Source organism: Paenibacillus curdlanolyticus YK9 (assembly GCF_000179615.1).
GTDB classification, from domain to species: domain Bacteria; phylum Bacillota; class Bacilli; order Paenibacillales; family Paenibacillaceae; genus Paenibacillus_T; species Paenibacillus_T curdlanolyticus.
In genome coordinates this window covers 61,199-75,590 of record NZ_AEDD01000004.1, presented here as the reverse complement: position 1 = coordinate 75,590, position 14,392 = coordinate 61,199, and the positions used below count along the sequence as shown (strand labels likewise).

At 51.5% G+C, this 14,392-nt stretch carries 11 protein-coding genes; 8 read left to right on the top strand and 3 right to left on the bottom strand.

Features of this window, described 5'->3' with window-relative positions:
* Positions 1-7 precede the first annotated feature (7 nt).
* The 7 genes from PAECUDRAFT_RS08350 (at position 8) to PAECUDRAFT_RS08320 (ending at position 9,622) form a co-directional block, all read left to right on the top strand.
* Positions 8-958: an ABC transporter ATP-binding protein gene (locus PAECUDRAFT_RS08350; RefSeq protein WP_006037684.1), complete on the top strand. Its 951-nt coding sequence runs from the start codon at positions 8-10 to the stop codon at positions 956-958.
* On the top strand, positions 945-1,781 hold the full coding sequence (locus PAECUDRAFT_RS08345) for an ABC transporter permease (protein ID WP_006037683.1): 837 nt from the start codon (positions 945-947) through the stop codon (positions 1,779-1,781). Before PAECUDRAFT_RS08350 ends, PAECUDRAFT_RS08345 begins: the two co-directional genes overlap by 14 nt.
* Positions 1,782-2,244: 463 nt before the next feature.
* Positions 2,245-3,570 carry a sugar ABC transporter substrate-binding protein gene (locus tag PAECUDRAFT_RS08340; RefSeq protein WP_006037682.1) on the top strand — a complete coding sequence of 442 codons (1,326 nt, stop codon included), beginning with the start codon at positions 2,245-2,247 and terminating at the stop codon, positions 3,568-3,570.
* Positions 3,571-3,657: 87 nt separating this feature from the next.
* Positions 3,658-4,968, top strand: a complete 1,311-nt coding sequence (locus tag PAECUDRAFT_RS08335; RefSeq protein WP_006037681.1) for a carbohydrate ABC transporter permease — start codon at positions 3,658-3,660, stop codon at positions 4,966-4,968.
* Positions 4,965-5,801: a sugar ABC transporter permease gene (locus PAECUDRAFT_RS08330; RefSeq protein WP_006037680.1), complete on the top strand. Its 837-nt coding sequence runs from the start codon at positions 4,965-4,967 to the stop codon at positions 5,799-5,801. The genes PAECUDRAFT_RS08335 and PAECUDRAFT_RS08330 overlap by 4 nt, the downstream gene beginning before the upstream one ends.
* On the top strand, positions 5,798-7,477 hold the full coding sequence (locus tag PAECUDRAFT_RS08325) for an alpha-amylase family glycosyl hydrolase (protein ID WP_006037679.1): 1,680 nt from the start codon (positions 5,798-5,800) through the stop codon (positions 7,475-7,477). Before PAECUDRAFT_RS08330 ends, PAECUDRAFT_RS08325 begins: the two co-directional genes overlap by 4 nt.
* An 81-nt stretch (positions 7,478-7,558) precedes the next feature.
* Positions 7,559-9,622, top strand: coding sequence for a methyl-accepting chemotaxis protein (locus PAECUDRAFT_RS08320; protein WP_006037678.1), 2,064 nt, complete (start codon positions 7,559-7,561; stop codon positions 9,620-9,622).
* Between the two features lie 103 nt (positions 9,623-9,725).
* Here PAECUDRAFT_RS08320 and PAECUDRAFT_RS08315 read toward each other — a convergent pair whose 3' ends face one another.
* The 3 genes from PAECUDRAFT_RS08315 to PAECUDRAFT_RS08305 all read right to left on the bottom strand — a co-directional run bounded on the left by PAECUDRAFT_RS08315 (position 9,726) and on the right by PAECUDRAFT_RS08305 (position 12,821).
* Complete coding sequence (locus PAECUDRAFT_RS08315) at positions 9,726-10,703, bottom strand: alpha/beta hydrolase (RefSeq protein WP_006037677.1); 978 nt, start codon at positions 10,701-10,703, stop codon at positions 9,726-9,728.
* Between the two features lie 124 nt (positions 10,704-10,827).
* Positions 10,828-11,787: a helix-turn-helix domain-containing protein gene (locus tag PAECUDRAFT_RS24525; protein ID WP_006037676.1), complete on the bottom strand. Its 960-nt coding sequence runs from the start codon at positions 11,785-11,787 to the stop codon at positions 10,828-10,830.
* A 101-nt stretch (positions 11,788-11,888) separates the two neighbouring features.
* A complete protein-coding gene (locus tag PAECUDRAFT_RS08305) occupies positions 11,889-12,821 on the bottom strand; it encodes a LacI family DNA-binding transcriptional regulator (protein WP_006037675.1) in 933 nt (310 codons plus the stop codon).
* Positions 12,822-12,994: 173 nt separating this feature from the next.
* On the opposite strand from PAECUDRAFT_RS08305, the gene PAECUDRAFT_RS08300 reads away from it, so the two are divergent.
* A complete protein-coding gene (locus PAECUDRAFT_RS08300) occupies positions 12,995-14,302 on the top strand; it encodes an MFS transporter (protein WP_006037674.1) in 1,308 nt (435 codons plus the stop codon).
* Positions 14,303-14,392: the final 90 nt, after the last annotated feature.

Below are 14,392 nucleotides of genomic sequence, written 5' to 3'. Positions count from 1 at the left end.
GGATTGCGTGAGCAGCGTTTACGAAATTCGAAACGTTCGGAAGGTGTACAAGAAGGGGAAGCGGCTGGCGAATGACGATATTTCCTTCGAGGTGGAGGAAGGTGAAATCTTGTCGGTGCTCGGCCCCAACGGAGCGGGCAAGTCGACCCTTGTCAAGCAAATGATGGCGCATGCGAAGCCGACGTCAGGCTCGATTACGTTGTTTCAGCGTGACGTTATCCGCCATTCGCGTGAGGTGGCCCGCCATGTGGGCTACTATGCGCAGGAGGCTTGGGCGCTCGCGAATTTGACGGTGCGCGAAGCTGTCCTTTACACGGCGCGACTGCGCGGGATTTCGAGGCAGGAGGCCGAGCGCCTTACTGGAATATGGCTGGAGCGGCTGGAGCTGGGCAGCCTGTCTGATCGCATGATTAAGCGGATTTCCGGCGGTCAGCGGCGGCTCGCGGGCCTTGCGGCGGTCATGGTTGGCGATCCGCCTGTCCTTATTCTCGATGAGCCGACGAATGAGCTTGATCCGATAAAACGCAGGCTGGTGTGGGATATTGTGCATGAGAAGAACCGGGAGAACGGGACAACCGTTCTTCTGGTGACCCACAATGTGCTTGAAGCGGAGCAGGTCGTTGATCGCGTGGCAATTATTAACCAAGGGAAGCTGCAGGTCATTGACTCTGTCGCTAATTTGAAAAACCGCGTAGATCCGCGGCTGAAGGTGGAGCTAACGTTGGAAACAGGTGCACGTGCAGGAGCTGAGGCTATTCTTCAGCAATGGGGCGACGTTCAAGCCATCGGCGACAATCGGCTCCAGATGCTGGCCAGCCGCACGGAGGTGGGCCATATCGTAACGCAGATTACGGAGCATCTCGACGAGCTTGCATGCACGGCTTATACGATCGTTCCGCCTAGTCTGGAGGACGTTTATTTGAAGCTGGGAGGACATGTTGCCGATGAATCCAACTGAAGCGCCGGATAGCCGTGCAGCGATGAGCGCGCCATCTGCATGGACGACCGCGAAGCCATCTTCGATTGCGGGGCGGCTTGGGGCATTTTGGACCGAATTGACTTATTTGCTGCGCATTCAATATGCCGAAGTGAGAGAAACATGGATGTGGGTCATCGTACTGGCATCGGTATTTCCGTTCACGACGCTGCTGTTCATGAAGTTTTTCCTGGAATCGCCCAGCGAGGATGCCGTGATGCGGATCGTGAGCGGCAATATTATATTCCCGATTATCATAATGGGCATTAACGGCCTAGGCAACCATATCGCTTGGAGCAGGCAGCAGGGACATTTTACGTACTACGCTTCTTTGCCGATTTCCAAAATTAATTTTTTGTTCGCTTTCATGCTGCGCGGCTTTTTGATGACCATCCCTTCGGTGATCATTATGACAATCGTTGGGCAGCTTGTGTTTGACGTGCATATTCACCTATCGTTCGGACTAATTCCGATGGTGCTGCTATCGGTTGCGGGTTCGGCTGGCTTCGGCACGCTGATCGGCTTTTTATCGCCAAATCAGGATTTAGCGAACATGCTGACGAATCTGCTGATGGTGTTCCTTAATTTCTTGACGCCCGTGATGATCGACATCAACCAACTGCCGGCGCCGCTGCAGATCATATCCTATCTGTTCCCGACCACCTACGCGGCTGACGGGCTTAGGCTGCTCTTTCAGGGGAGCTGGACGATGGGCGTTACGGTGGATGCGCTCGTATTGCTTGGATTTATTTCCGCATCACTATGGCTTGTGTCGCATAAAATGGACTGGAGATTAGAGAAATAAAAGCAGGGACAGAGCAGAGAAACTTCTGGGCTGTCCTTTTTGTGCAAACGTTTGAACAAATGAAATGACCGAAAAACCGATGTGGTCAGTGGATAAACCAATAATTTCTAGCGGTTTCTCATGCAAAACCTATGAAAAACTGTGCAAGTTTTCACAAGTTTTGTGCAATCCTACATTCCATACTGCCATATTGATAAAAATGACATTTTTTCAATGTTGCATGAAATAGTGAGGTATTTCGAGGAATTCTGCGAAAATGGGAGTAATAATGTTAATTGTTCAGAAAATTGGACTGTGCAAACGTATTTACAACGCCTAGAAAAAGTGTATAGTAAAGAAGCGGTCATTAAGCGCTTCCAAACGTGAAAAGAGCGGTTGAACTTGCATTCACACGAAAAGTCCAACCTGTTGTACAAACGTTTGCGTAGCACATTACTTGGTTTAACAGAGAGGGGACTTTCAAGTGAAAAAGAAGCTTTTGATGACGTTGGTTGCGATGGCAATGCTCACAGTACCATTGGCGGCATGTGGTTCCGAGGATAAACCAAAAGAGCCAGAAAAAACGACTACTGAGCAGACGGAAACTACGAAGACTACTGAGGGTACAACAGAAGAGCAGCCAGCAGCGGACGTAACGCCTGAAGCAGGAGCGAAGCTGGTTGTATGGGCTGCGCAAGAGCAGAAGGATTACATCGAAGCGATGGGCAAAGACTTCGAAGCGAAATATGGCATTAAAGTCGAGTACCAAAAAGTCAGCTCCGCTGACGCGCTGAACAAAATTCAAAAAGACGGCCCTGCAGGCGTAGGCGCAGACGTATTCATGCTCGCGCATGACCAAGTTAACCGCGCAGCGCAAGCTGGCGTTGTTTTCCCGAATGACTTCTACGCTGAAGATACGAAAGCAAACTTCGTTGATACGGCTGTAAACGCAGTAACAGGCACGGATGGCGTTCTCTACGGCTATCCGCGCAACATTGAAACTTACCTTCTCTTCTACAACAAAAACTTGGTGAAGCCAGAAGATCTCGCGACTTGGGATTCGATCAAGGCATTCTCCAAAGCATATAACAATCCTGCTGAGAAAAAATTCGGCATCATGTGGAAGCTTGACGATTCGTACTTCAACTACGCGTTCATCGGCGGCAGCGGCGGTTATGTATTCGGTAAAAACAATACAGACCCTGCAGATATCGGCCTGAACAACGAAGGCGCAGTCGAAGGCATGAAATTCATGCAAAGCATGAAAGAAGTTATGCCGTTCAAAGTTGCTGACGCAACAAGCGACGTAAAAACGGACCTGTTCCAAAAAGGCAAACTGGCAATCGACCTCGACGGCATCTGGCAGCTCGGATCGTTCACGAAAGAGAAGCTTGGCTTTGACGTAGGCGCGGTTCCACTGCCTCCAATGCCTAACGGCAAATCGCCTAAGCCATTCGCTGGCGTACAGTCGTACTTCGTAAGTGCATTCTCGCAATATCCGAACGCTGCTCGTTTGTTCGCTCACTATGTATCGAGCCAAGAAGCAGCAGTTAAAATGTACCAAATGACGGGTGTTGTATCCGCTCGTAAAGGCCTGGATGCAGACCCAGCGTTCCAAAACGACTTGGTTAAAGCGTTCATGGAGCAATTCAAAAACGTTGAGCCAATGCCTTCGATCGCAGAAACAGGTTCGTTCTGGACAGCTATGGGCCCTGTATACCCTGCAATCTGGGATAATAACAAAGACGTAAAAGCAACGCTCGACAAAGCAGTAACTGACATGAAGACGCTCATTTCCCAAGCCAAATAAGAGGCGGCAACGCCCTGATAATGTTTAATAGACAATCACCCGTAATCGAGGTTACGGGTGATTCTCTAATGAGAGGAGAGTCTGAATTTGCGTCAGCATCGGATGACGGCAGCAGTGCTTTCTGCTGTATTTATGGGCCTTGGCCAACTTTATAACCGCCAATTCGCGAAGGGCATCTCTTTCATCGTGCTTTACGCTGCGGCAATTTATTATGCAATTAACAACCTTGGCCATGCGCTATGGGGCATTGTAACGCTCGGCGAAACGAAGCAACACTGGGAAAAAGTTGGAAAGCTTACGCAAAGGGTACCGGGTGACCATTCCATCTTTTTAATGATCGAAGGGTTGATTACGATTTTCGTCGTGTTGCTGATCATTTATCTCTTCGTGATGAACGTGCGCGATGCGTACTTCGGAGGGAAGCTGCGCGAAGAAGGAAAGAAGCTCAACAATTTCCGTGAAACCTTATTGTTCATTGTAGACAAAAAGTTTCCACAGTTGGTCATTACGATTCCACTCGTATTTGTATTCTTCTTCACCGTACTCCCGATTATTTTCTCGGTCTTGATCGCTTTTACGAACTATAACAATACGCATGAACCACCAGGCAATCTCGTGGACTGGCAAGGGTTCCGCGCATTCAAGGATTTGCTCGGCTTAAGCCAATGGGCGCATACGTTCTTAGGCGTATTCACTTGGACGATGGTATGGGCGGTTCTTTCGACCTTTACGACTTTCTTTGGCGGATTTGCTGTAGCGCTGCTTGTTCAGCAAAAGGGCATTCGTTTTAAATCGGTTTTCCGTGCTATTTATATGATTCCATTCGCGATTCCTGCATTCTTGTCGCTCTTGATCATGAGAAACCTGTTCAACGCTCAGTTTGGACCAATCAATGCTATGCTTTTGAAGCTTGGTATCGTAGGCCCGGAATGGTTAACAGATCCGACTTGGGCTAAAGCAACGATCGTAATGGTTAACATCTGGTTGGGCTATCCGCTCTCCATGCTGCTTATCATTGGCATTCTGACGACAATTCCGCGCGATCTGTATGAGGCAGCGGAGGTTGACGGAGCTTCGGCATCCTACAAGTTTAGAAAAATCACGTTCCCAAGCGTTATGTTCTCGCTTGCGCCGATCTTTATCGGTCAATTCACAGGCAATATCAATAACTTCAACGTTATTTTCCTGTTGACCAGCGGTGGACCGGCTAATAGCGAATACCAATTCGCGGGACATACCGATATTTTGATTACTTGGCTGTACAGCCTTTCCATAACAAACGGCAGATACAACTTCGCAGCAGTCGTCAGTATCTTCCTGTTCATTATTATCGCGGTCTTCGCGAATCTTAGCTTCCGGCGTACTCGTTCGTTCAGAGAGGAGGATATGCTGCGATGAATGCATACCGTCTTCGTCAAAAATTGTGGTTGGCGATCAGCTATATCCTGCTGATTCTGATCGCTATCGTTACGATTTACCCTGCTTTGTGGATCGTGTTCTCCTCGTTCCGGGAGGGAAGCTCGCTATTCAGCGAGACGCTGCTTCCGCAGAAGTGGACATTGGAGCATTACCGAGAGCTATTCACGACATTGTCGTTCGGCACTTGGTATATCAACTCGCTTAAAATTTCCATCATTACGATGGTGCTTAGCGTTATCTTCCAGCTGTTAACCGGCTATGCGTTCTCACGGTTCCGGTTCAAATCGCGGAAGAGCGTAATGAGCGGTCTGTTCGTTATCGGACTTTTCCCTTCATTCCTTAGTTTGATGGCTGTATTCGTTATCCTGAACAACATGAAGCTGTTGAATACGCATACGGCGCTTATCATGGTGTCTTCGGCTGGTGCAGCGGTTGGTTACCTGTTGGTTAAAGGATACTTTGACACGATTCCAAAAAGCTTGGAAGAAGCAGCGATTATCGATGGAGCGAGCAACTGGGGCGTTTTCTTCCGCATCCTGCTGCCGCTGTCCCGTCCGCTGATCGTGTACATGGCCGTTACGTCATTCGCGGGAACGTTCAGCGAGTTTATTTTCGCCCAAACGATTCTGCGTACCGAAGACAAGCAGACGCTTGCAGTCGGCTTGTATAACTTGGTTAACACGCAAACCTCGACGCAATTTACGGTGTTCGCGGCAGGCTCGGTATTGGTTTCCATTCCAGTCGTTCTCTTGTTCATCTTCTTCCAACGGATGTTAGTAGAAGGACTTACGGCAGGGGCGGAAAAAGGATGAGGAGCCGCTCCTCGAAGCGGGCGGGACGTCTTGCTGGACTCTCGCTCGCGCTGCTATTGGCATCTGCGCTCCTATTGTCGGCTTGTTCGGACAGTGGGGCGCAGGACAAGCAGGACCAAGCGGTTGCTCCCAAGACGGAAGCTGGCAACGCGGCTGCGGTTAAGGAACCCGAAGGCTTTGCATTCACCGATACGATGGCTCCGATGGGCCACAGCAGCGGTGTCTGGTATGAGCTCTTCGTTCGCTCGTTCAACGATTCGAACGGCGACGGGGTCGGCGACCTGAATGGCGTTACGAATAAGCTCGACTATTTGCAAGAGCTGGGGATCAAAGGGATTTGGCTCATGCCAATCAACCCTTCCCCGTCTTACCATGGCTATGATGTTACGGATCAATACGCGGTGAACCCCGATTACGGCACGCTGGATGATCTGAAGCGGCTGCTCGACGAGGCGCACAAGCGGGGCATTAAAGTCATAATGGATTTAGTTGTGAATCATACGAGCAGCAAGCATCCATGGTTCCTCGACTCAGCGAAGGGCAAGGATAGCAAGCATCGTGATTGGTACACATGGGCCGAGGACAAAGAAATTAGCTTAAGCAGCTTAGGACCTTCCGGACAGCCGGTATTGCATGCTTCCGGCAAGTCCCACTACTTGGGAATGTTCTCACAGGACATGCCTGATCTGAATTTCGATAACCCTGAGGTTCGGCAAGAAATGGTGAAGGTCGGACAGTTCTGGTTGAAATTCGGCATGGACGGCTTGCGCCTGGATGCTGCCAAGCATATCTATGAGGATTTCCAATCATCGGTCGATGATCCGCAGACGTCGGTTAAGAACAAAGCTTGGTGGCAAGAGTTCCGCCAAGGGATGGACGCCGTGAATAAGGATGCGTATCTCATCGGTGAAATTTGGGACTCTATGTCCGTTGTAGGACCGTTCCTCGATCATGCGCTGAACTCCGGCTTTAATTTTGATCTGAGCAAAATTTTGCTTGATTCCGCCAAGAATGAACGAGCAAATGAAGTTGGATCAACGCTCAATCGGATGTTTACATACTTCAGCAAGCAATCGGCGGGGGCATTCGTGGATGCTCCATTCCTGTCGAATCACGATGGGAATCGGGTGATGAGCGAGGTAGGCAGCGATCCGAATCATGCTCGCATGGCAGCTGCAATGCTGCTGACGATGCCGGGCAACCCATTCCTTTATTATGGTGAGGAAGTCGGCATGGAAGGCATGAAGCCGGATGAACGGCTTCGTGAGCCGATGATTTGGGCCGCTGATCGGAAGTCTGATGGGCAAACCACATGGGAAGCGGCATCAAGCAATGGGAATACAGTGTCCGTCGCGGAGCAGCTAAAGGATCCGAATTCGATGTTTAACTTCTATAAGAAGCTAATCTCGTGGCGTTATGAGGAACCTGCGCTAGGCGACGGCGGCATCGCGCCATTCGAAATTGCCAATGAGGGCGTGCTGGCGTATGGGCGAGTTAGCGGCGATACGACTTTGCTGGTCGTTCATAATCTGACAGCAACCAAGCAAGCGGTGGATTTGAATGCGAACGGGGAAGTACCGTTCACGAAGGTGCGTTTCCAAAGCGTGGATGAAGGCATTGCCTTACAAGGCGGGCAGCTGGAGCTGCCGCCGTACAGCACTGTTATTTTGCAATAAAGGAGAAGGTCGGATCCCTAGCTTTGGATTCCGGCCTTTTTCTTCACATCCTACGACTGACTTACGAAGGGGGATATCTATATGATCGGACGGTTAAGCCAATCGATAGTCCGCTCGCGCAAATCGTTAGGCCTGCAGTTATTCGGCATTACATTCGCAGGAATTGTTGCTCTTGTCTCTGTTCTTGGTTACGCCTCGTATGCGATGTCCAAGTCGATCTTGAAGGATAAGGTTTCGCAGGCATCTCAGGAGACGCTGGTGCAGGCGACGGACAAGCTGGACTTCCTAATGTCAACTTATACAGGGCTGTCTCGGCAGTTTCTCGTCGATACGCAGCTGCGCGAACAGCTAGTCACTCATATGAAAGGCGAGGTTTCCGTTGGCGAGCAGCAGTCGGTACAGGATGCGATTCGCCAACGGATGGACAGCGTTCTTTCATCGGAGCCGAATCTGGTAGCGCTTCGGCTTGTGCCGCGCAATCTGGATAATTCCAAAGCATTGGCAACGAGCGGCGCTAATTCGCTCGAGATAACCGACGCCAATAAACCGTGGCTTCAACAAATGATTGATGCCAAGGGAGAACCTATTTTCGTACCAACGTTAGCAAAAGGGTTGTTCGGCTATTCGTCAGAGCCAACGATTACGATCGGCCGTTTGCTTAAAAACTTGAAAAATCCGAACGCGGAGTTTCTGTTGATCATCGAGCTGAAGGCGCAGCTGTTGACTGATGTATTTGCAAGCTCCAAGATCGGCGATAACGGTCAGCTTATGGTTATAGACAACAGTAACAAGGTTGTTTATGCAGCTGCGCCAGAACTGATCGGGCAAGCGGCGCCGACAATAGACGAAGCAAACACGCTTACACTGGAGCAGCCGTCGAAAGCTACGCCATGGCATATGGTGGGCACGATGCCTCTTGATGATCTCGTTCGTGATTCCGGACGCATTCTTCAGCTGACGATGTGGATGGTTGCGGCGGCGGCGGTCTCGGCGCTTATTATGGGTTATTTGATCGCCCGTAAAGTCGGGCGTCCGCTCGCGAAGCTATGCGGGCTTATGGAGAAAGGCGAGAATGGCGATCTATCCGTACGGATGGATTTGAGAGGGCCGAGCGAAATTGCGAGGCTCGCGCGGCATTTTAACCGAATGATGGAGCAAATCGGCCTGCTGGTAGCTCGGTCGAACGAGTCGGCGCAGCAGTTGGTCCAATCCGCGAAAGAACTGAAGCGGGTATCCACGGAAACCGCGGCGTCGGCTGGTGAAATCGCGCAGGTGACGGGGATGATCGCCGAAGGTGCGATGAATCTCGCGGAGGAAGCGGAGCGAGGCATTCTGCTGACCCAAACGATTGGCGATAAAATGAACGTTGTGACTGCAACGAATACTCGTTTGGGCACAACGGCTGAGCGCGTCCGTACGTTTAGCGAGCAAGGCTCGACCTACATGGTTGATCTTATTGACATGACGGATGAGACGGAGCGGCTGTCGCGGTCGTTGGTTGACCGAATCGGCAACCTCAAAGAGAGCGCGGGTTCAATTCGGACTATTATGACCTTGATGAACGACATCTCGAAGCGAACGAATATCCTGTCCTTGAATGCGTCGATTGAAGCGGCGCGCGCCGGCGCGTTCGGCAAGAGCTTCGCGGTCGTAGCGGAGGAAATTCGCAAGCTTGCTGAGCAGTCCAAAGATTCGATCGGCGTTGTTCAGCAGATGACAGAAGAAATTCAGCATGGAATCGACGCGACAGTAGTCGAACTCGGAGCGATTTCTCCGCTGCTGGAAGAGCAGAATTCAGCGGTGAAGGAAGCGGCAGACCTGTTTGGCGAAGTGAAGGAGCAGATGGGGCTGTTCGCGCAAGAGCTTACGCAATCGACTGCTTCGGTTATGACGTTGGGTGAATCGCAAAATACGCTTATTGCATCGATCGAGAACGTAAGCGCAGTTTCGCAGCAATCAGCGGCATCCTCGGAGGAGGTTGCTACGCTGACGACCGGCCAGATGGACGTTAGCGTGAAGCTCGTTACGTTGTCGGACGAGTTGGACTCCTTATCTGGGCAATTGCTTGAGGTGCTGGCGCAATTCGGATCCAAGCAAGAGGAGAGCGTTCCAGAGGACAAGGAAGAGTCGGAACTGCCGAATTAATCCGATTTCGGTAGTCCGCTCCTCCTGTAATCGAGCAAGCAAGGCGAAAAGAGGGCGGCCGCTGTGTCATCGTTGATGACATGGCGGCCGCCCTCTTGGTCGTTTATGAGGTAATGCCAGTGTAGAACATCAAATAGTTTTCCGAGTTCGGGTCCCAATAGGCCTCGTCATGTGCGCCTGGCCCGTGGTGATACTCGGATTTGACTTGTTTCTTTTGCAGTAGCTCATAAAGCTTCTCCGCCCCCTCATAGAATCGGTACGGGTCTTGATCACCGCAGTCCAAGTATACGGAGAGCTCGGTCAGGCTTGCATTTGCCGCCAAAGCCAACGGATCTCTCTGGCTCCGCAGCTCTGGCGTGGAATAGAGGTCCGGCCAAGCGTCAAGATACAGCGAAGCGCTGTGCCCGCCTGCTTTGCTGAACAGATCCGTATGCGTGAAGGCAGCGTGCAGTGCCGCAATGCCGCCGCCGGAGAAGCCGCCGATGTACCGACCGCTCTTATTTGCAATGGTGCCAAAATGGCTGTCGACATAAGGAATCAGATCCTTGATCAAATAATCCTCATAGTTGCCGATCGTGCAGGAGGAGCAGGTTTTCGCATCTTCCTCTGTCAAATTAAGCCCGTAGCTGCTTTCCAACAAAGGGGCAATGATAAGCAAGGGCTGGATTTTGCCTTCGCCAATGAGCTTATCAGCCGCAGCCGACAGCCCAGTCGAGGACAGGACAGAATTCTCGGAGCCATTGAGCGGATGAAGCATGTACAGCGTCGGATAATGTTTGGTTGCATCATAGCCCGGAGGCAAATAGAGATTGAATCGAACCTCTTTGCCGAGCGCGGGACTGTCGAACTGGATGCGATAGACGCTTGTCGTTTTGGCGATTAGCTTGGCGTTCTCCGGCAGTCCGGCGATCTGAGCCCCAGCGGACGCGGACTCGGCGGTTGCGGGAGCAGCAGGCTTCGCTGCGGTTTGCTGCGGAGCGTCCGGCGTTTTATTGCTAATCGTCGAAGGGCCGCACCCCTGCAGGAGGAGGGCGGAAGCGAGCAAAGCCGCTGAGACGGCGGCTAGCTGTTTGCGTTTCATATGGCGACCTCATTTCTATTCGTGAGTGATGGTATGGCTACCAATCATCATAGAAAAGAAACGAGGCGGCGAATATTGCAAATGGAAAAGGAAACGATGCAAATCGACAGGGTTGTCCGAGTCGCTAGCTTTGGAGCATCCAGCAAAACCGGTTACGGTATTCAGTAGGCGTATAACCGGCGAATTTGCGAAAATGGCGCAGAAAATGAGCGGCATCGCGGATGCCGATCCGGAGCATGATCTCATCCTTGGGCAGCAGCGTATTGCGCAGCATAGCGCCTGCAGTCTGCATACGCACTTGATTTAGGTATGCCATGACGGTTGTGCCCGTATAACGCTTGAATTGCTGGTTCAGCGTCGTTTTGTTCGTATGAAAAATACGGGCCAGCTGGTCGATTCGAATTTTCTCGGCATAACGAGTATGCAAATAGCGGATGACGGCATCGATCCGCTCCTTGACCTCCGTAGAGCCCTCAAGCTGGATTTCTGCGGCACGCAGTTGCTCAGGAAAGCTATCTGCTTGCCGATATTTGCGGCTGGTCAAATAAAGCAGCTCCAGCAAGTAAGTACGGCTTCGGCAAGGCCAGTGGTAATCAGGCTGTGAGGCGAGCTGTTCGCCGATTGCCTCCATGATCGAAAGGGCATAGCGGGCGGTTGCGGAATCAGTTGGTATGCAGCCTGAATATGCGTCGCTCCGCTCGATGAAGGGCTCTAGGCACCATTGATCCTGCTGGTCGGATAACGACCATTCGGGAGGCGAAAGCAGCGCTTCCGACGGAGGGTATTCGCCGCCCAATTCGAATTTTGCGTTAATGAGGCCGGGATGGAAAAAGAGAGAGCAGACAGTTAAGTGCCCCCCGGAAATGCATTTCAGCTCATCTAGCTCGTTCAGGCAATAAAACGCTGGAGCAATGAGCGGATAGACATGGGCGCCGCAGGAAATGAGACCGGTCCCATCAAGCACGAGCACAAGCTTGTAACGGGAGTGATGAGCTTCATCCCAGTCGAGGACATCAGCGCTGTTGTACACGAGCGCGTGGCGATAATTAGGGTGATGGTTGACGCCGACGGTATCAATCTTCATTCATGGCTCTCTCCTTTAGATCTGATGATCATGTGAACATAAAAAAGGCACATCCTCTGACGGCTTGGCGTCGAGGATGTACCTTGTGGGTAGCATGGCCTTCAAATTGACGATTCATAATGAAAAGGGAGAAGTACGCTCTGCTCTGTTGCGAACGGATCATTTAGTATGGCTTTCATCATCTCATAAGCCTGCTCCGCTTTGTTCTGCTGAAGTCGAATGGACCGGGCGCCCCGAGGAACGTATTCCGGACAATCCGAGGTGCATACGACGATCATATCGGCGGGGTTCACAAACGACGCCAGCTGCAAGGCCAGAAATTCGTTTAATACGAGCAGCGGCTGGCCATGATGGCTGGAAGCGAAGCTGCGCAGCGACTGAACATCCGAAGCGGCGGGCCAGATGCGATCGGCAGGCAGTCGGCTTTCTTGCTGCAGCCAATTGTTAAGCGCTTGGTTATGGTAGCACTCGTGCACGATCGAATAGGGTTGTCCATCGCAAATGTCGTTTACAATGTCGAACAGCTGCTTGTAATCGTGTACGACGTGACGGAATAAAGGGTCATCGATCAAGCCGTCCACCAGCACGATGGGGGTGCCGAAGGTGAACTTGCTCGCTATTTCGTGGAAGGAGTTCGCGCTGGCGTCGATGACGAATACCCCGTCCAGCTTTCGTTCGAGCACGAGATCAAAGTTCGGCTGCGCAGGATCGATCCGGGCGACCAAGAGCCGGTACTGGCGCTCCAGGCTGAGCCGTTCCAACTGATCGATAAATTTAGCATAGCTGATGTGCTTCGTAATAAGATCAGAGTCTTTGCCGATAAGCAAAATGCCGAGCAAATTCGTTTTCCCGACGGAGAGCGCGCGAGCGGTCAGATTCTGAATGTAGCTCAGTTTCTCCACCGCATCGTAGACGCGTTTTCTGGTTTCCTCGGGAATGGTCTGATTGGTGACCTTGTTGAGCACATAGCTTGCGGTAGCAACGGAGACGCCAGCTTCCTTGGCGACATCTCGAAGCGTCGGTTTTTTAGACATGAACGGCGTCCTCCAATTCCGTGACATAAGTATTCTCATCATATAAGGGGGACGAGATGGTGTCAATTTTGGGCGCGGGGATAGTTGACAACAGAAAATCAATCACCTATACTGAACGTAACTTAACCGGTTAAGTTACCGGTTAATCTAATTATGCAGATGAGGTGAGAGGCATGGAAACGATGCAGGCGCTCGAGAGACGAGATGCGGTCCTGGCAGGAGGCGATCGGCCGCTTTGGCGCAATCGGCCATTCGTTTCGATTTTGACAGGAAATTTGGTCGCCGTATTCGGGGACTGCTTTAGCGGTATTGCATTAAGCCTTTGGGTGCTGCAAACGACCGGAAGCGCGAAGCGGATGGCGTTTATTCTAGTTTCCTACACGCTGATTAGCGTTTTGTTCGGCTCTATTGCCGGAACAGTTGCAGACAGGATGAGCCGCCGCAAGCTTATGCTGCTGTCGGATCTGTCTCGCGGGGTTGTGGCCTGCGTATTGGCACTGTTCATGTATGCGTTCCATTTGCCGTTCGCGGCGATACTGGCGTTAATATGCATTTCGGCATTCGCTGGCCTGTTCCAAGGACCGTCGTTCCATGCCTCCATTACGAAGCTTGCGGGTAAGGGGAGGATCGAGCAAGCGACCAGTGCCGTATACTTGACCGACAATATTGCCCGCATTTCGGGACTTGCGTTAGCTGGCGTAGCGGTCGCGACCTTCGGCGGCGTGTGGGCGATGGTGTTTAATGCGGCTACGTTTTTCTTCTCCGCATTGTGCGTGATTTTGGCGGGGCCGTTCCAATCGACGCCGGATGAACCGGCTACCTCGGCAGGACCTTTCCAATCCGCCGAAGAAGCGCCTGGCAGCGCAAAGGAGAAGAAATCGTTATGGACGGAGCTTAAGCTTGGGCTAGCTTATATCCGCAAGGATCCGCTTACGCGTTCCATTGTCATTTTGAATCCGCTTATTATTCTGTTGTTCATGTCCTCGCTTATGCTTATCCAGGTCGTTGCAATCAAGGAGTGGAAGGCTGGCCCGATCGCGTTCGGGCTGATCGAGATGTGCGTGCCGCTAGGTTATCTAATCGGCGCGGGAATCATTATGGCGCTTGGCTCCAAGCTTGGCCGCAAGGGCTGGTGGGTGTTTACCGGCGTAGTTACGCTAGGGCCCGTATACGTTATTATCGCAATGTTGTCTAATGCTGTGTCGGCGCTACCGCTCATTTTGCTAGGGGGCATGCTCTTCGCATTCTGTTCGATGATGATGCAGATCATTCTGCGCTCAGAGGTGCCTAACGATATGCAAGGCAGAGTTTATGGCACGCTCGGTTCGATTACGGGCGTCGCGCCGTCGATTGGCCTTCTCCTATCCTCGGCCCTTGCTGACGTGTTCGGCGCCCATGTTGTGCTAGGGGCGCAAGGCCTATGCTTGCTGCTGGTCGGCATTGCGGCAATTATTTGGCTAAAACCGATTCGCCGGTACTAGACTTTATTCATATTAATGGTATGATAATAGTAACAACTACCTACAGATTGTTTATGACAATATGAGGGCTATGCTTTTTAGAACACTTGG

Coding starts and splice junctions, on each gene's coding strand:
- PAECUDRAFT_RS08345 (WP_006037683.1), top strand. CDS start 945: ATGAATCCAACTGAAGCGCCGGATAGCCGTGCAGCGATGAGCGCGCCA.
- PAECUDRAFT_RS08330 (WP_006037680.1), top strand. CDS start 4,965: ATGAATGCATACCGTCTTCGTCAAAAATTGTGGTTGGCGATCAGCTAT.
- PAECUDRAFT_RS08325 (WP_006037679.1), top strand. CDS start 5,798: ATGAGGAGCCGCTCCTCGAAGCGGGCGGGACGTCTTGCTGGACTCTCG.
- PAECUDRAFT_RS08320 (WP_006037678.1), top strand. CDS start 7,559: ATGATCGGACGGTTAAGCCAATCGATAGTCCGCTCGCGCAAATCGTTA.
- PAECUDRAFT_RS08315 (WP_006037677.1), bottom strand. CDS start 10,703: ATGAAACGCAAACAGCTAGCCGCCGTCTCAGCGGCTTTGCTCGCTTCC.
- PAECUDRAFT_RS24525 (WP_006037676.1), bottom strand. CDS start 11,787: ATGAAGATTGATACCGTCGGCGTCAACCATCACCCTAATTATCGCCAC.
- PAECUDRAFT_RS08305 (WP_006037675.1), bottom strand. CDS start 12,821: ATGTCTAAAAAACCGACGCTTCGAGATGTCGCCAAGGAAGCTGGCGTC.
- PAECUDRAFT_RS08300 (WP_006037674.1), top strand. CDS start 12,995: ATGGAAACGATGCAGGCGCTCGAGAGACGAGATGCGGTCCTGGCAGGA.